The sequence below is a fragment of the Simplicispira sp. genome, from assembly GCF_028687295.1.
Taxonomy (GTDB): Bacteria; Pseudomonadota; Gammaproteobacteria; order Burkholderiales; family Burkholderiaceae_C; genus Simplicispira; species Simplicispira metamorpha.
Genome location: NZ_JAQUAL010000021.1, coordinates 1 through 16,108, shown reverse-complemented (window position 1 = coordinate 16,108; position 16,108 = coordinate 1). Strand labels below are relative to the sequence as shown.

Sequence of the window (16,108 nt, the reverse complement as noted above, 5' to 3'; positions counted from 1 at the left end):
ATTGCCATGAAAAAACTTGTACCTTTTCTCCGTCTGACCCGCTCATGGAGCAGCAACGCCTTGCTGGCGGGGCTGCTCACGGCTGCTGTGGTGGCCACGCCCCAAACCACCATGGCGCGCACGGTGGCTGTACAGCCACCCGCCGCCGCAGTGGCCGGGCAACCGCTGGAGATTCCCAACCATCTTTTTACGCTGTCGCACCCGATTGGGCAGCAGCGCTTGATCCAGAGCGATTACCGCCAGGCCTACTGGCCACTGGCCACTTACTTTGAAACCCAGCGCAACCAGGCCTATTGCTCGGTGGCCACCTCGGTGATTGCGCTCAACGCCTTGGGCTTACCGCGCCCGGCCACTGCGCTGTACCCGGACTTTCCGTTTTTCACGCAGCAGGACTTCTTTGCTGTGGTGGACAAACGCATCGCAGACCCTGAGGTGGTGTCCAAAGAAGGCATGACGCTGGACCAGTTGGCAACCGTCCTGGGCCAGTATCCGGTGCATATCGACAAGGTGTCTGCGGACACACTCGATGCCAACCAATTGCGCGAATTGCTCAAAAAGCATCTTCGCGAGCAAGACCGCTTTGTTCTTTTCAATTTCAGCCGCCGCTTTATCGGTGAGGTGGGCGGTGGCCATTGGTCGCCGCTGGCGGCCTACCATGAGGCGAGTGACTCGGTGCTGCTGATGGACGTGGCGCGCTACAAGTACCCGCCCGTGTGGGTGCCGCTGGCAGATTTATTGCGCGGTGCGCAAGACCCTGACAGCGTGAGCGGCAAGGCCCGTGGTTTGTTGGTCGTAACCAAAAAACCATGAGCGTTGCGGCGCAAGTGCTTGATCTGGCAGCGGGCCGGGATCACAGCCTGGTGCTGCGCAGTGGTGCGCAGCTTGTTGGCTGGGGCGGCGACGGTACCGGACGGTTCCCCGCCCCGCTGGGGGTGTGCTCTGCACCTTCATCAGAGAGCGGCGCTGTGTATGTGCCCACCGATGTCGAGTTGCGCCATATCACAGCCAGCGCTGGCATGAGTCTGGCCCTTGATGCGCAGGGGGTGGCGTATGTCTGGGGTGCCAATCGGGCAGGGCTTGGTGGTCGGCTCTCACACATCGTGGCGCAGCAGCCCAAGCCTTTGGCTGGTTTGCCCGCCTTGGCGCAGTTGCGCGGCAGTGAGTTTTTTACTTTGGCCCGTGCCCGGGACGGCGGCCTCTATCACTGGGGGCTTGCGCCAGGTTCAGCGCAGGCGCGCAATGCGGGACCTTTGCGTGTAGCCGGTGTGCCAGCCATCACCGATTGCTGTGCTGGCGTAGCCCATGCCCTCTTGCTGGACGGTGCACAGCGCGTATGGGGTTGGGGTGCCAACACAGCCGGTCAGCTGGGTGCGGGTCACCTCCAGGATTACAGCGAGCCAACGCGCGTGCCCATACCACGCAAGATGGTGGCTGTGGCAGCGGGTGCGAGCCACAGTCTGGCGATTGACGTCCGTGGCCAGGTCTGGGCATGGGGTAGCAACCAACATGGCCAACTTGGCGAACGTGCGCCAGCGTACCGCACCGCCCCGCACCAGGTGGCGTTGCCTGAAGGGGCTACCCAGGTCGCTGCAGGCCAATATGTGTCTTATGCGCTGGGCCGTTCTGGGCGTTTGTACGCCTGGGGTTGGAACGCCCGGGGCCAATTGGGGCAAGGCCATACCGAGGTCTTGCACGGTGTGCAAGTGTTGGCGCACTTGCCTGCGCTGAAGAAAATAGTGGCAGGGCAGGGTCATGTGCTGGTCAGTGATGGTTGGCATGTGTGGGCATGGGGTGACAACCGTGCAGGCCAGTTGGGCCAGGCCGCGCTGTATCAGGCAACACCCCGCAAACTCGACGATGCAGTTTCCATCAACCACGAAGAAGCCAGAACATGAGCCAAGCCTATACACGCCGTGATTTTTTGAATGTTTCCTGGAAACTCAGCGCCGGTGCTGTTTTGCCTGCCGCATTGGCCTCTTGTGGCGGTGGTACGGGGACACCAGAAACCTTTGTAGAGCCACCGCGCTTGTTGGCCAGCAACGGCGTGCTGGACTACACCTTGCGCATGGCTTATGCGGATCTGAATCTGCGCGGTCAGCGTGTGCATTTGCGCACCTACAACGCCATGGTGCCTGCACCCACGCTGCAAGTGCGTGCGGGCGAGACCTTGCGCATTCGCGTGGTCAATGATCTGCCGCCCAATCCGTCCAGCGTGGAGCCGGTGGAGCATTTGCGCTACATGAACAGTGCCAATTTGCACACCCATGGTCTGCATGTGGCACCTGGCCTGGTGGGCGAGAACCTCTATGGCGACTACGTGATCGATTCAGCCGAGTCTGCCGTGCAGCCTGGGCAGTCGCGCCAGCATGAATATGCGATCGTGGACGATCACCCGGCTGGCACCTCTTGGTACCACCCCCACTTGCACGGTGCGACCGCAGTGCAAGTGGCCAGTGGCATGGCTGGTGCCATTGTGGTCACGGGCCCGTTGGACGATGTACCCGAGATTGCCGCAGCCCGTGACCGCGTCATGATGTTCCAGGCGCCGATTTTCGATGCCAAAGGGGAGCTGGAGAGCTTCTCCCAGGTTGCCAACCCTGGTGCAGAGCCACCGTTCTTGATCAATGGTGTACGTCGTCCCACCTTGGTGCTGCGCCCTGGCCAAGTGGAGCGCTGGCGGCTGGTCAATGCCAGCATTGCGAATTACCTTCATCTGGCGCTGGAAGGGCACGATCTGCATTTGATTGCACTGGACTCTTGCCCCCGCAGCCAACCCAAAACCTTTTCTGCCAACGCTGCCGAAGGTTTGGTGCTGGCGCCCGGCAACCGTGCTGATATTCTGGTGCAGGCTGGGGCACCAGGGCGCTATGTGCTGCGCACCAAGGCCTACGATATGGGCTTTCCTGCGCCGCTGGCCGAGGACGTTCTGGCCGAAATCGTGGTGGAGGGTGAGCCGATCGCAATGGCATTGCCCAAGGCGCCTTTGCCGGTGCCTGATGCGCTGGCTCCCATCCGTGATGAAGAACTGGCTGCACATGGTGGATTGCGCCGCAATATCGTTTTGCGTTCCGTGTTCAACAACAGCGGGGCCCCGCTGGATACGCCGCCCGCAGTCGATGCGCTGGATTTGCCGCCCGGTGAGCTTGACCAATGGCAGTACCAGACCGGTGCGACTTTCATGGCGGATACCGCTTTCACGATGGGGGCTGGTGGCTCTGCGGCGTCCGTGACCCCGGCAATGCCACAGCGTCTGGCGCCGTTTCAGTCGCACCGTGCGATCCGCCAGACGGTGGCGCTCAACAGCGTGGAGGAGTGGACTGTCTACAACATGAATGCAGTGCAGCACCCTTTCCATATCCACATCAACCCGTTTGAGGTGGTCAAGATCAACGGTGTTCCAGTCGAGCCCTTCTGGTCAGACACCATTGGGTTGCCACGCGGCGGTACACCCGAGGCCCCCACATCGGTGACGTTCCGCACCCGTTTTTCCGATTTTTCCGGTGTTTTTGTGATGCATTGCCACATCCTGGCGCATGAAGACATGGGAATGATGCAGATCGTCGAAGTGGTATGAGCGTTCGCGGGGGGAGCACCGGGACTGTGCGGAACATGCCGCCACACAGTCTCGAAGATCCCATGGCATGGGTAGTCTGTGCCATATGCGCTTTGCTGGGGGTGCTGGCTTATGGTTTTGAGTCCAGTGTGCTTTCCTGGGGGCTAACGCCCAGGCAGGTGGGAACTTGGCTCAGCATGGCTTTGCTGGTGGGGCTGTGGATGGTGCCGTTCCTGCCACCGCTGTTTGCGGTGTTGCTGGCATTGCTGGTCATGAGCTTGTTTGACCTTGCGCCGATTGCTGTGCTCTTGTCGGGTGCGGTCAGTGATGCAGCATTGTGGTGGTTGGGCGCTTTTTCCTTGTCCGTAGCGGCGCGGCAATCCGGATTGACCGGGGCTTTGATGGCCCGTGCCCTGCACAGTTTGCAAGCCCCGCACACACCGCGTTGGCCGCGTGCACCTGCCGTGTGGTGGTTGGCCATGGTTTTCGCACTGCTGCCATCGTCCGCACAGGCACGCCGTTGGGCGTACAGCTTTTGCCTGGTGCCCTCGTCTACACCACGACAGGTGCCGCGTGATGTGGTCAGTGCGGCGCAGTTGGGGGCGGCGTTGGCGTGGCTGCCGGCACAGCCTGCCAATCTGCTGGTCTTGGCACTGCTGCCTGCGGGCGGGGTGGATCGATTTGTCCCTGCGTATTGGTTACAGCACACTTGGCCGTTGCTGGCGCTGGCGCTGGCCTATGCCAGCTGTGTTCAATGGTGCGCGCGACCCGCTCTGGGTGGTGTTACTCCTCTACCGCAGGTGGTGCTTGGATCGCGAGAACTGTCTGAAGATCGTTTCGCGGTGCAATGCGTTGTGGGTATTGCTGCTGTGATGGTGCTTATGGTGGCGTTGCAACCGTTGCATGGCTTTTCCCCCGGTCTGGTGTCTCTGCTGGCTATGGTGGTTTTGTTTGCCACGAAAGTGTTGACGCCCCAGAGCTACCACTGGGGTGTAGATTGGCCGCTCTTTGTCTGTGCGACGGTGTTGCCCGGGCTCATCGCCAGTTTTGCCGCTGCCATACCTGCCTGGGGCCTGGAATGGGGGAGTACGTCACTGGCACTGCCATTCCTCTTCTGCCTGAGGATGGTGGTGCCCTCGGGTGTCGCCATCGTGACGGCGCTGGTGCTGGCAACATCCTGGTCTTCGGTGCAGGGGCATGATCTGCTCGATACCGCGATAGCGGTATTGGTGGCCTTCCACATGGTGGATTTCATGTTCCGACGCCACACTGGCGCTGGCAGCCAGGCACGCATGCTTGTGGCCTGGGCCACCGTGCGCAGCCCTGTGACGTGGGCAGGCTGTGCTGTGTACTACCTCTGGTGGAGATGGTGTGGATGGTAACGGCGCAGAACACACCGCCGTTCTGGCCTCGTTTTTGGATCGTGGCCGCTGCTATGGCGCTGGTGGCGGGCCTGGTGTGGTCCGGTGCCAGCCGTCCTTCGGTTTTGGTGGTTCACAGCCAGAATGAACGTATTCCCTGGATTCGTGGCATTGATGCGGGAATTGACCGTGTCATTGACCAAAGCAGCGCAATCCGCCTGCAGCGCATCTATCTCTATGGCCATAGCGAAGAACGGGTGAGCACGCAGATCGTGCAAGCACATGGCCTGATTGCGCGTTGGCGACCCGATGTGCTCTTGTTGGTGGACGATCTGGCACAGGCCCGTGTGGGGGCCGCGTATGTCGCTGGTGATCGACCGCAAATCGTTTATAGCGGAATTGAGGATGCGCAAAGAACGCTGGCACGTACCCCGGGCACCCACATCCGTGGCATTGCAGAGCGTACCCCCTGGGGCATCGTTGAGCGCTCTTTACTGCGGCTCACAGAGCTCAGTGATGCCCAGGTGCAGGAGCCAGCACATCGCCGTCGCATCGCTTTGATCTCTGACGCGGGCCCTGCTGCCGATGAAGAAGCCAGAGGGTTTGCATCGCATAGATGGCAAGGAGCGCAGCCAGTGGGTGTGTGGCGGTGTGCGACGTTGGATCAGTGGCAGCAGGCGCTTGGTGAGATTGCCCAGCAGGCGGATGTGGTGGTTATCGGTGACTATCGCAATTTGCCTGGGCCCGGCAACCTTTCCGCTTCCGTCTGGAGGCGGTTGTTAGCGCAGGCTGCGCTGGAACGATTGAAGATCCCGATGACGGCACTGTCGGCCTATGCCGTGTCAGACGGTATTCCGATGGGGATTTTGCCGTCGCCCTTTGAGCAAGGTGAAGTGGCTGCGCAGATGGCAGTTCAGGTCTCCCGCAGCAGTGGTTCTGAGTTCTCCGCCGAGCGTGGGCAGCATGCGCTGACACAAGACTTTGCCCTGGTAGTGAATCGTCGGCAAATGGAACTCCGCCGCCTTTCGATTGGCGCCATGGATGCGTACTACGCACGGGTTTCTGGGCGGCTGCTGGGCGGCGGTGTGCAATGACCCACACGCTGCAAGAGCATCCTTTGTGGCGTGGCCTGGATCGTTCCAGCCGCCGCATGTTGGAGGCGATGGCCCAAACGGTGGCTTGTTCGGACGTGCCTGCGTTGGTGGGCATGGCCCAGGAGGCCGTGGTGCTGGGCTGGTCGGCCAATGGGCAAGCCTTGGTGTTTGATGCGTCGCAACCGCCTGCCGGTGCTGCTGCACGAGGCTGGTTGGTTCCTTGTGCTGCTTTGCGTGTTCTGGTGCAGGATCAAGATGCCTGCCGACACTACCTGGAGTGCGCACTCGCAGGTTCTGGCGTGACCGGTGCGCCCGTGGACAGCCATTCGACAGACACCGCTCCCAACTTGGGTTTGCGTGCCGCAGTGGGATGGCTGCTGGCCTTGGGGCTACCGGTTTTGGCCATGGTTATTCTGGGCGATCGCAGCGATACCTTGGCACAGTGGTTGCGCTTTCTGTCGGCGATCAGCGCGGGGTTGTGCGTCTGGGTACTGGGATTGGCCCCCCCTTTTGTGGGCGCGTTGCTGTCGCTGCTGTTGATGATGGCGGGCAACCACTTGCCGCTGGGCCAGGCGCTGGCAGGTTTTGCCAGTGGCAGTTTTTTCCTGCTGCTGGGCATGTTTGGGATCAGCGTGGCGATACAGCGCAGCGGGCTCATGCAGCGCCTCCTGGGTGTGCTGTTGCGACGCCTGCCGCACACCAATCGCGTGCTTCAGTCCTGTCTGGTGCTGATCGGTGTGGTGATGACCTTGTTCATTCCAAGCACCTCGGGCCGGTTGCAACTCGTGGCGCCGATGGTGAAGGTGTTGGCCCAGCCCGGCAACAGTGCAGCGCTGGCTTTTGCGGCCTTGTCGGGCAGCACGCTGTTTTCCACGGCTTTTTTGTTGGGAAACCCGGCTAATTTCATCGTGTTGGGCATCCTGCCAGAGCATTGGCAGCCCCACGTCAACTGGCTTACCTGGTTTCAATGCGCCGTGGTTTATACGCTGGTTTTGGGCGTTCTTCTGGCGCTTGATGTGGTGTGGGGCAGTGGTGCGCGGGGGCAGGATGCACCTGCGGTGGCAGAAAAACCGGCTCCCCTGCCGGGTATCTCGTCAGCCGAAGTGGTGACTGCCGTGGCTTTGGCCTGTCTCACGCTGGGGGTGGCACTGGGCAATGTCCATCACATCGAGACAGCGTGGCTGGCGCTGTTTGTATTGCTGTTGCTCATGGCCACAGGGGTGTTGCCCCTGAACCAGCTGCACAGCGATATCCATTGGCCTATCCTGATTTATCTGGTCTGTACGGTGGGGTTTGCGCGTGGGTTCACGCACATGGGTATCCAGGATTGGATCGTGGCGCATGTGGGGCAACTGGAGCAGCTCTTGCGTGAAGCGCAGGTGTATTTTTTGCTGCTCTTGGGGGCCGTGGTGGTGCTGCTGCGGATGGTGTTGCCAGCGGTGGTGTGCATTACCACGCTGTGTGCCGTGCTGCTGCCTTTGGCAGACGCCCATGGTATGCATCCATTGGTGGTCGGATTCGTTGTGCTGACCGCGAGCGAGGTATGGTTTTTTCCACACCAGAGCACAGATTACCTCCTGTTTCGCGAGTCTTTGGGCATGCCTGAAAACCAGGGCGCTGGGATGTTGAAGCGCAATGCCCGCATCCAGGTCTGCCGCATGGCTGCCTTGGCAGTCTCGATTCCTTATTGGCACCACTTGGGGTACCTGCGATGAGTCGTGCCATGCGCTGGGCGTGGGTGGCCCTTTTTTTGCTGTTGGCAGCGGGGGCTGTAGTGACCAACATGAACAGTCGCCGTATTCTGGTGTTGCATGAGGGCACTGCCGATAGTGCTTCCACAAATGCCTTTGGCCGTGGGGTTGGGGCTGTGTTGGGGCAGCTCTCACGCCTCAAGTTGCGCCACCAATATCTGGCTTTTGATTCCAGTGTTTGCCAGCGTGTGTTGGCCCAAATGCAGGCTTTTGATCCCCATGCGGTGATAGCCGAAGGCGCTGGCGCACGCCAATGTCTGGACAGCCAACCCCGGCAAGCAAGCCCGGTGGTGGCCATGCCAGATACCCCTGCCCAGGTGGTGGATCAGGGCCGCCATGTGGCGGCATGGGGCAAGGTTTTGTCTGATCTGGCCCAGCCAGGGCAGCGGCTTCTGGTGCTGTACGGGAGCGACCCCGAGGGACTGCTGGAATACCAACTAATGACGGATGCTGCACGCGTGGCTGGTTTGCATCTTCAGCCGTTGGCCGAAAACACGGTTCTGGAGCCATCCATGCTGGAGCGCTCCGTGCGCCAGCTTGGAGCAGACCTGGTATTTGTGGGCCGCACGCTAGGCCGTGGGCAGGATAGCGTGGGTGGCCTGCCGCAGGCGAGTTGGTTGCGGGCGCTGCGCCTGGCCACGCCCCAGCCGATTTTGGCCTCTCGGCTCGAAAGCCTGGAGCTGGGCGCCGACATGGTTTTGTTACAAGCGCCCGAGCAGCGAGGCGAGATGCTGGCGCAGATGGCGTTGGCAGGCAGGGGGGCTGCGCTGCCATCTCCCACGCCGCCATACGAGATGGCCGTGGGCTTGCAGCGTGATTTTGTGGCACGCCAGCGTGATGCTTTGCCGTCGTTTTACGTGCTCAGTGCGCGGCTGGCAGGTTTTTTGTCGGGCCCCTGAAGATAGCCTGTATTTTTTGATGAAAAAGGGCTCAAGCCCTTGTGTGGCGTGCGCAAGCAGCTACGTTTTTGGTAGTGATTGGTGCCGCGGTACGTGGGCCGCTTGCTTGGATCAAACTGCCACCACCCGGTTTTTTCCGTTGCGTTTGGCCAGGTACATGCCCTGGTCTGCACGCCGTATGGTGTCGGTACTGTTCTCGTCAGTGGCTACCTGGGCCAGGCCGGCACTGAAGGTAATCAGCAGTTTTTCGTTGCCTTGCAGAAAAAAGCGTTTGGTCAACTCGCGTTGCAGGCGCTGCATGGCCTGTACTCCCACGTCCAATGGGGTGTCTGGCAGCACCAGAATGAATTCTTCGCCACCGTAGCGCGCCAGCATGTCTTGCGGGCGCATGACGTCGCGTACCACGTTGGCCAGGTGTACCAAGGCAGCATCTCCAGCCTCGTGGCCCATCCGGTCGTTGACCTGTTTGAAGTTGTCCACGTCCAGCAGTGCCACGCACAACGGCGTTTCGGTGCGGCGGGCGCGGGCTATTTCACGCTCCAGCACTTCATCGAGGCCTTTGCGGTTGAGGGAGCCTGTCAGTGGGTCGTGCCGCGCCTGGGCGCTGACGCGGTCAAGCTCTTGCTGCAAGCGCACCATCTCTGCCTGCTTTTCCTCGGTGCGTTCGCGCAGATCGGTGAGTTCGCCGTGCGCCATGCTGCTGTCCAGCGCCATAGCGCGTGTGGCACCCATGACTTCCTGGAGCACCGGAGTGATTTCATTGAGTGTGGTGGCTTTGCCAATCTGCGTGGCACAGCGCTCCATGCGCTCCTGGTAGGTGCCGCTGGCCTGGGTCATGCTGCTCAGGCGTGTGATGAAGGCGGTGAGCATCTCCTTCATCTGCTCCTGGGCTTCCACCAGCCGCCCCTTGGCTTCTGTTTGCTTGAAGATGACGTCTTTCAGTCGGCGGCGTACATCGTCGAGGTGGCGCAGCGAAAGGGGGCGTGAGGTGGCCGCCATCAGTGCCTCGGCCTGGCCGTGCAGCCAGCGGTCATCTGTGCTGAGTGCAGCAATATTCTCAAACACCATGTGCAATAACTCCAGCAACATCCCGCGAATGGCCGATTGGTCTTCGGTGGCAAACGAGAGGCGGTAGCTGAAGTTGCTCAGCAGCATTTGCAGGGTGCTGGCTGGTGGTGAGGGCTGGCGCAAAAACTGCACCAGTTGGGTGCCCAGCAAGTGAACACGGGCATCGTCACTGTCCAAGGCGGGCATGGTGTATTCGACCATGCGGGCAATTTGCTCTGCCAGCTCGTCAGGCAAGACAACCGCACCTGCCGTAGTGGAGGTCGACTCGGTGGTTGCAGTGGTGTCCGTGGTGTGCAAGCCCAGCTTGGCGTAGCCCACCAAGACGTTTTGCAGTGCAGACCAGTCGCGCTGTGCGACCGCTGCTTCAAATTGACCCAGTAAGCGTTTTTGTGCCGGTGTCTGGCCTGGGATGACGCGCAGGATATGCCGCAGTGGCCCCTCCGGAAAGGGCACCGGTGTATGGCCTCCAGCGATTTCGTCGTACAGGGCCTGGTAGTTCTCAGGGGTAGGTGGGAGCCTGCGAACTGCCAATTGCTTGAGAGTGTCGCGTGCTATATCCGAAGGAGGTCGTTCCGCCATTGGCAGGCACCAGTGCAGTGGTGGGGGACAAAGATGGGCGAGTGTGACAGAGGCTTGTGGGCTTGCAAAGCCTCCGGGTGAAAGACCGCAGGGCACGGTTCGGCGCCTACAATCCGTTGCAACCTCTTCAGCACCCATGAAAATCCTTATTTCAAACGACGACGGCTATCAGGCGCCGGGCATCGTGGCGCTCCATGCGGCATTGGCAACGGTGGCCGAGGTGGAAGTGGTGGCGCCCGAACACAATAACAGTGCCAAGTCCAATGCCTTGACGTTGCACTCTCCGCTGTATGTCCACACGGCACACAATGGATTCCGGTACATCAACGGCACGCCTGCAGACTGCGTGCATATCGCACTGACTGGGTTATTGGGGTACAGGCCCGATCTGGTGGTCTCCGGCATCAACAACGGCGCCAACATGGGAGACGACACTATCTATTCAGGCACCGTAGGCGCTGCAATGGAGGGCTATCTGTTTGGCATTCCTTCCATGGCTTTCTCGCAAGTGGATAAGGGCTGGGGTGAGCTTGAGGCGGCTGCCCAGAAAGCGCGTGAAATGGTGTTGCAAATGCAGGCGCAACAATGGTTGGGGGGGAATCCATGGTTGCTGAACATCAATATCCCCAACCTTCCCCTGGAGGCTATGCGGCCTCTGAAGCTGTGCCGCCTGGGGCGTCGCCATGCAGCCGAGCGCGTGATCACCCAGAACAGTCCTCGGGGCGAAACCATGTATTGGATTGGCGGTGCGGGCCCAGCCAAAGATGATGCAGAGGGAACGGACTTCCACGCCACTGCACAGGGCCATGTGGCTGTGACGCCTTTGAAGGTGGATTTGACGGACCACGAGAGCCTGGCTGGTTGGGCGACAGTGTGCTGTGCCAGTGGTACGGCCTGCGCCGTGGATGTGGCTGCTGGTGCAGGTGCCTGATGCAACGTCGACCTGGTTTTCCTGCTCGTATTGCGCTGCCTTCGGGCACGCATCCCTTGGCGTCTGGGTTACAGCCACCGCGCAAGCCCGTAGTCATGCCGGTGTCCGCCCCTGTAGGGGTGGGATTGGATTCTGCAGCAGTGCGCGCGCGCATGGTGCAGCGATTGGTTAGCGCGGGCATTTCTTCGCCCTTGGTGCTGCAAGCCATGGGCGCAGTGGAGCGGCACCGTTTTGTTGATAGCGCGTTGGTCAATCAAGCCTATGAAGACACCAGTCTGCCCATCGGTTTGGGTCAGACCATTTCAAAGCCCAGCATTGTTGCCCGGATGGCTGAGTTGCTGCTGGGGGCAGAAATCGCCCGTGAAAGCGGTGTGTTGGGCCGAGTGCTGGAGATAGGTACCGGCTGTGGATACCAAGCTGCTGTGCTGAGCCGTTTGGCCCGCGAGGTGTATTCCATGGAACGGTTGCGAGGATTACATGACCGGGCGAGAGTCAACTTGCGTCCCTTGCACCTGATGAATGTCCACCTGATGCTGGGTGATGGCATGCTGGGTTATCCGAAGGGAGCTCCTTACGCTGGCATCATCGCTGCCGCAGGTGGCGCCTCTTTACCGACAGATTGGTGCGATCAATTGGCCATTGGTGGACGCTTGGTGGCCCCTACGGTGGTTGCGGGTGGCCAACAAGTGTTGCTGGTAGTAGACAAGACGGCACACGGGTTGAAACAAAGCGTGCTCGAGTCCGTGCATTTTGTCCCTCTAAAATCGGGGATTGCCTGAAGGGATTGATTTATGCTGGTATCGCGTGGCCTTGTGGTCTGGGGTTCTATGGCGCTGGTTGGACTTGTGTTGTCTGGCTGTGGCACCCGGCTCAACAGGGCTCCGGTGGAAGACCGGGGAACTTCTGTGGCATCTTCTGCGCCGCAGCAAGGCGTAGTGGTGGCGCAGATCAAGCCATTGCCTGGTGCGGAAAATGCCGGTAAACCGGGTTACTACACCGTCAAGCCAGGAGATACCCTGATTCGCATTGGGCTGGAGACCGGGCAGAGCTGGAAAGACATTGCGCGTTGGAGCAGCTTGGAAAATGCCAACCTCATTGAGGTCGGTCAAGTGCTGAGAGTGGCTCCACCCACAGCCATTGGGGTCGGTCAGAGTCCTGCGGATAACAGCGGTGTGGTGGCGCGTCCCGTGACGGCTGCTGTTGTGGCGCCTACAGTTGCTGCCAGTGCAGCAAAGCCTGCTGCTTCGGCGCAAGCGGCCGCATCTGCGCCAGTACCCGTTGCTCCTGCGGCGCCTGCAACCTCCGGTGATGACGATCTGGGCTTTATTTGGCCTTCCAGTGGCACATTGATTGCTGGCTTTGATGAGGCACGCAACAAGGGGTATGACATCGGGGGTAAGGCCGGTGATCCCGTACTCGCCGCTGCAGATGGGCGAGTGGTGTATGCCGGAGCAGGCCTGCGAGGCTACGGTAATCTCATCATCCTTAAGCACAACAACACTTTTTTGACAGCCTATGCACATAACCAGGTTTTGTTGGTCAAAGAAGATCAAGCAGTTCGGCGAGGCCAAAAAATAGCGGAAATGGGCAGCACAGATGCTGACCGTGTGAAACTGCATTTTGAAATTCGACGTCAAGGCAAACCGGTGGATCCATCGCGTTATTTGCCTGCGCGCTAAAAGGGGTGTGAGTGGGTGCTGGACGCCATCTCTTCCCTGTGATTCCAGAGCAAGCGCTCTTAGGGGCAGTGCCTGTTCCAAACAGACTGCCTTTGGCTGCAGCCTCGTATGCTTTTGTTTGAGGGGGCGTCTTGCCTGTCACATTAAACTGTCCAGATGGATCTCGGGTTGTCGATGCGGCGTCGAATCATGTCGACGAGTTCGCTGAAGTCGATTCAGACGCTGCTGAGCACGCAGAGATTCGGACTTTGCAGATAGGGATTGCACAGCATGGGCAGCGTCTGGATCGGTCGCTGGCCGATGCGGTGACTGAGTTCTCCCGCAACTATCTTCAGCAGCTATTGGCACAAGGTGCCGTCAGTCTGAATGGCCAAGTCGTTTCCAAGGCTGCACAACGTGTCAAGGTCGGTGACCGAGTTTGTGTCGAAATGCGTGAGACCTTGCAAAGTCAGGCCTTTCGTCCCGAGCCCATGGATCTTCAGATTGCGTATGAAGACGAGCACCTCTTGGTTCTTCACAAACCCGCAGGGCTAGTGGTTCATCCTGCACCTGGTAATTGGAGTGGAACGCTGCTCAATGGTCTTTTGGCGCGCGATCCACGGGCTTCCTTATTGCCCCGTGCGGGTATCGTTCATCGTTTGGATAAAGATACCAGCGGCCTCATGGTGGTTGCACGCAGCCGCCATGCCATGGATGCTTTGGTTCGCATGATCGCTGATCGTAAAGTAAGCCGCCAGTACCTGGCCTTGGCGCACCGTCCGTGGCAAGGAAGTGCTGACCGCACTGTCGATGCGCCGATTGGTCGTGATCCCAGGAACCGTCTGCGCATGGCGGTAGTGGATATGACCGTGCATCCAGGAAAACTGGCCAGAACCGATGTGCATTTTCTGACTGGAAACGATCTTGGCTGTTTGGTCAAATGCACTTTGCACACTGGTCGCACACACCAAATTCGGGTTCATATGGCCTTGATAGGACACCCCTTGGTTGCCGATGCCTTATACGGTGGAACCCTTCTTGCTGTCATGGGGCGCCAGGCATTGCATGCTTTTCGGCTGTCTTTCGTTCATCCCGTGACTGATCAGCCCTTGGATCTGTATGCACCACTGCCGCTGGATATGCAGCAGGCATTGGCAGCGTGGGGCCTAGGCTACAATGGGGCCCAATCGACGCAAGGATCGTAGCATTAGGGGCTAGTCTGTTGGTGACTTAATACAACTCATCCTGCATGCGTTGGTAAGTCCATTTCGGTGTTGTAGCGTTTGACATTGTGGCTTCAATAGCCTTTTCTCTGGAAGAACGCAAACAATGAATTCTATGGATGCCAAACGCGTCATCGAGACTGCCCTGATTTGTGCGCCAAATCCTCTGACTTTGCGCGACCTGCGGATGCTCGTTGATGAGCAGTTGAGTCTAGACACTATCAAGTCGTTGCTGTTGGAGTTACAGCATGACTGGTCGCAAAAAGGCCTAGAGCTTGTTCAGGTTGCCATGGGATGGCGGTTTCAGAGCAAGCCAGAGATGCGGGGTTTTCTGGAGCGATTAAAGTCAGAGAAGCCTCCCCGGTACTCCCGAGCTACCATGGAAACTTTGGCCATCATTGCTTATCGTCAGCCAGTCACACGTGGTGATATTGAGGATATTCGAGGTGTTGTAGTCAACAGCTTGATCGTTAAGCAGCTAGAAGATCGCGGTTGGGTTGAGGTCATTGGCTACCGTGAAACGGTCGGACGTCCAGCCTTGCTGGCCACCACCCGCCAATTTCTTGATGATTTGGGGCTGCATTCTTTGGAGCAGTTGCCCGCGATCGATGTTTCGGCCAGTCATACAGAAATTTTGCAGGGACTCGACTCTGTCTAGTGCGTTGATTGATACGTCTTACAGACGAGCATAGGCCGTTGTCTTCGTTTGGAAGTCTAGGTTCTGTTCCCGATCTTGTGTTCCGTCCATGTGATTGGGCGTAATTTTTTAAATATCAAGCGAATGCTTGACCCAGCATTCCGGAATGCTAGACATGAAAAAATCCACTCGACCCGATAGTTCCGGGAAAAATTTTGATCGCAGCGTTGTGCGCGGCGCAGTAAAACATCCGTCGCTTGCTCAGACTGGAGCAAACGGGATACAGCAGGAGAAGATGCAGGGATACCAGTTTGCAGATGTTGTCTCTGGACAGTTTGATACCGACGAAGTAAGTGTTGATGTAGCGCCTTCTAAGCGTGTGCTACTTCCGCAAGTTGAAAATCCCAAGTTGCACAAAGTGTTGGCTCAGGCTGGAATGGGCTCTAGATTGGAGATGGAGCGCTTAATTCTTGAGGGGAGAATTTCTGTCAATGGCGAACCCGCTCATGTTGGCCAGCGGATTCAATACGGTGATGTTGTCAAAGTCAATGGAAAACCCATCCGGTTTCGGATTGAGCCACCTCCGCCACGGGTGATTGCTTACCATAAGCCTGTGGGTGAGGTTGTGACCCACGATGATCCCCAGAATAGACCTACTGTATTTCGTAAGCTTCCGCGACTGATGCAAGGCAAATGGCAATCTGTCGGGCGACTTGATTTGAACACGGAGGGGCTCTTGCTGTTGACAAGTTCTGGCGAACTTGCTAACAGGCTTATGCATCCCCGTTTCGGTCTAGAGCGCGAGTATGCTGTTCGCGTTCTTGGGGCGTTGAGCAACGATGAGAAGCAGCAGCTTCTGAATGGTGTGCAACTTGATGACGGCGTTGCATCATTTGGCTCAATTGAAGATGGTGGCGGGGAAGGTTCCAACTGCTGGTATCGCGTTACCATTTCTGAAGGACGAAATCGCGAAGTTCGGCGAATGTTGGAAGCTGTCGGACATGCAGTCAGCCGACTTATTCGCATTCGGTACGGTGCTATGGTTTTGCCTCGCGGCCTCAAACGCGGTGCATGGCTTGAGCTCGGTGAGCGCGATATCAATGCACTGATGCAAGCGTCCACTGTGACCGATAGTTATCAGAAGGTGCGCGATGATGCACCAGCCATTGCTGATCGACGCCGTGATGGCGTTGGTAGAGCTCCAAGTGGCACTATTGTCGGCCAGGAAAGTAGTAACCAGCAGAGAAAAGCTGGGTCACAGCAAAGGACTCAGAGTCAGCCAGATCCTATGAAGACTTCAGTCGGCTATATTGGTTCCGACAGCCTTGCGCGGTACCGGCAAGAGCAACGGCGA

General features: G+C 58.8%; 13 protein-coding genes and 1 pseudogene. 13 read left to right on the top strand and 1 reads right to left on the bottom strand.

Annotation, left to right across the window (positions count from 1 at the left end):
* Positions 1-6 precede the first annotated feature (6 nt).
* The 7 genes from PHX69_RS04285 (at position 7) to PHX69_RS04255 (ending at position 8,658) form a co-directional block, all read left to right on the top strand.
* Positions 7-810 carry a phytochelatin synthase family protein gene (locus tag PHX69_RS04285; RefSeq protein ID WP_288042522.1) on the top strand — a complete coding sequence of 268 codons (804 nt, stop codon included), beginning with the start codon at positions 7-9 and terminating at the stop codon, positions 808-810.
* Positions 807-1,895, top strand: a complete 1,089-nt coding sequence (locus tag PHX69_RS04280) for an RCC1 domain-containing protein (RefSeq protein ID WP_288042521.1) — start codon at positions 807-809, stop codon at positions 1,893-1,895. Before PHX69_RS04285 ends, PHX69_RS04280 begins: the two co-directional genes overlap by 4 nt.
* Positions 1,892-3,574, top strand: coding sequence for a multicopper oxidase family protein (locus PHX69_RS04275; protein WP_119011872.1), 1,683 nt, complete (start codon positions 1,892-1,894; stop codon positions 3,572-3,574). Before PHX69_RS04280 ends, PHX69_RS04275 begins: the two co-directional genes overlap by 4 nt.
* A gap of 176 nt (positions 3,575-3,750) precedes the next feature.
* On the top strand, positions 3,751-4,935 hold the full coding sequence (locus PHX69_RS04270) for a hypothetical protein (protein ID WP_288042520.1): 1,185 nt from the start codon (positions 3,751-3,753) through the stop codon (positions 4,933-4,935).
* Entirely contained in the window at positions 4,920-6,008 is a 1,089-nt protein-coding gene (locus PHX69_RS04265) for a hypothetical protein (RefSeq protein ID WP_288042519.1), read from the top strand. Before PHX69_RS04270 ends, PHX69_RS04265 begins: the two co-directional genes overlap by 16 nt.
* Positions 6,005-7,723 (top strand): SLC13 family permease, encoded by a 1,719-nt coding sequence (locus PHX69_RS04260; protein WP_288042518.1) that lies wholly within the window; start codon positions 6,005-6,007, stop codon positions 7,721-7,723. Before PHX69_RS04265 ends, PHX69_RS04260 begins: the two co-directional genes overlap by 4 nt.
* Positions 7,724-8,055: 332 nt before the next feature.
* Entirely contained in the window at positions 8,056-8,658 is a 603-nt protein-coding gene (locus PHX69_RS04255) for a hypothetical protein (RefSeq protein WP_288042516.1), read from the top strand.
* Positions 8,659-8,769: 111 nt separating this feature from the next.
* Here PHX69_RS04255 and PHX69_RS04250 read toward each other — a convergent pair whose 3' ends face one another.
* Positions 8,770-10,305 (bottom strand): GGDEF domain-containing protein, encoded by a 1,536-nt coding sequence (locus PHX69_RS04250; protein WP_119011877.1) that lies wholly within the window; start codon positions 10,303-10,305, stop codon positions 8,770-8,772.
* 136 nt (positions 10,306-10,441) lie between these two features.
* Here PHX69_RS04250 and surE point away from each other — a divergent pair, with 136 nt between their 5' ends.
* From surE to PHX69_RS04220, 6 genes and pseudogenes are all read left to right on the top strand, one after another.
* On the top strand, positions 10,442-11,236 hold the full coding sequence (surE, locus tag PHX69_RS04245) for a 5'/3'-nucleotidase SurE (protein ID WP_119011878.1): 795 nt from the start codon (positions 10,442-10,444) through the stop codon (positions 11,234-11,236).
* Positions 11,236-12,015, top strand: a complete 780-nt coding sequence (locus PHX69_RS04240; RefSeq protein ID WP_119011879.1) for a protein-L-isoaspartate(D-aspartate) O-methyltransferase — start codon at positions 11,236-11,238, stop codon at positions 12,013-12,015. The genes surE and PHX69_RS04240 overlap by 1 nt, the downstream gene beginning before the upstream one ends.
* A 12-nt stretch (positions 12,016-12,027) precedes the next feature.
* Positions 12,028-12,915: a peptidoglycan DD-metalloendopeptidase family protein gene (locus PHX69_RS04235; RefSeq protein WP_288042514.1), complete on the top strand. Its 888-nt coding sequence runs from the start codon at positions 12,028-12,030 to the stop codon at positions 12,913-12,915.
* 131 nt (positions 12,916-13,046) lie between these two features.
* Positions 13,047-14,099, top strand: coding sequence for an RluA family pseudouridine synthase (locus PHX69_RS04230; protein ID WP_241524848.1), 1,053 nt, complete (start codon positions 13,047-13,049; stop codon positions 14,097-14,099).
* 124 nt (positions 14,100-14,223) lie between these two features.
* A pseudogene (scpB, locus tag PHX69_RS04225) lies at positions 14,224-14,766 on the top strand (SMC-Scp complex subunit ScpB); the annotation flags it as partial.
* Positions 14,767-14,929: 163 nt separating this feature from the next.
* The coding region (locus PHX69_RS04220; RefSeq protein WP_288042512.1) for a pseudouridine synthase at positions 14,930-16,108 on the top strand (1,179 nt) is incomplete at its 3' end.

Bases quoted from the DNA above. Each gene is read 5' to 3' on its own strand.
- PHX69_RS04260 (WP_288042518.1), top strand. From the start codon at position 6,005: ATGACCCACACGCTGCAAGAGCATCCTTTGTGGCGTGGCCTGGATCGT.
- PHX69_RS04240 (WP_119011879.1), top strand. From the start codon at position 11,236: ATGCAACGTCGACCTGGTTTTCCTGCTCGTATTGCGCTGCCTTCGGGC.
- PHX69_RS04265 (WP_288042519.1), top strand. From the start codon at position 4,920: ATGGTGTGGATGGTAACGGCGCAGAACACACCGCCGTTCTGGCCTCGT.
- PHX69_RS04275 (WP_119011872.1), top strand. From the start codon at position 1,892: ATGAGCCAAGCCTATACACGCCGTGATTTTTTGAATGTTTCCTGGAAA.
- surE (WP_119011878.1), top strand. From the start codon at position 10,442: ATGAAAATCCTTATTTCAAACGACGACGGCTATCAGGCGCCGGGCATC.
- PHX69_RS04250 (WP_119011877.1), bottom strand. From the start codon at position 10,305: ATGGCGGAACGACCTCCTTCGGATATAGCACGCGACACTCTCAAGCAA.
- PHX69_RS04235 (WP_288042514.1), top strand. From the start codon at position 12,028: ATGCTGGTATCGCGTGGCCTTGTGGTCTGGGGTTCTATGGCGCTGGTT.
- PHX69_RS04285 (WP_288042522.1), top strand. From the start codon at position 7: ATGAAAAAACTTGTACCTTTTCTCCGTCTGACCCGCTCATGGAGCAGC.
- PHX69_RS04255 (WP_288042516.1), top strand. From the start codon at position 8,056: ATGCCAGATACCCCTGCCCAGGTGGTGGATCAGGGCCGCCATGTGGCG.
- PHX69_RS04270 (WP_288042520.1), top strand. From the start codon at position 3,751: ATGGCTTTGCTGGTGGGGCTGTGGATGGTGCCGTTCCTGCCACCGCTG.
- PHX69_RS04280 (WP_288042521.1), top strand. From the start codon at position 807: ATGAGCGTTGCGGCGCAAGTGCTTGATCTGGCAGCGGGCCGGGATCAC.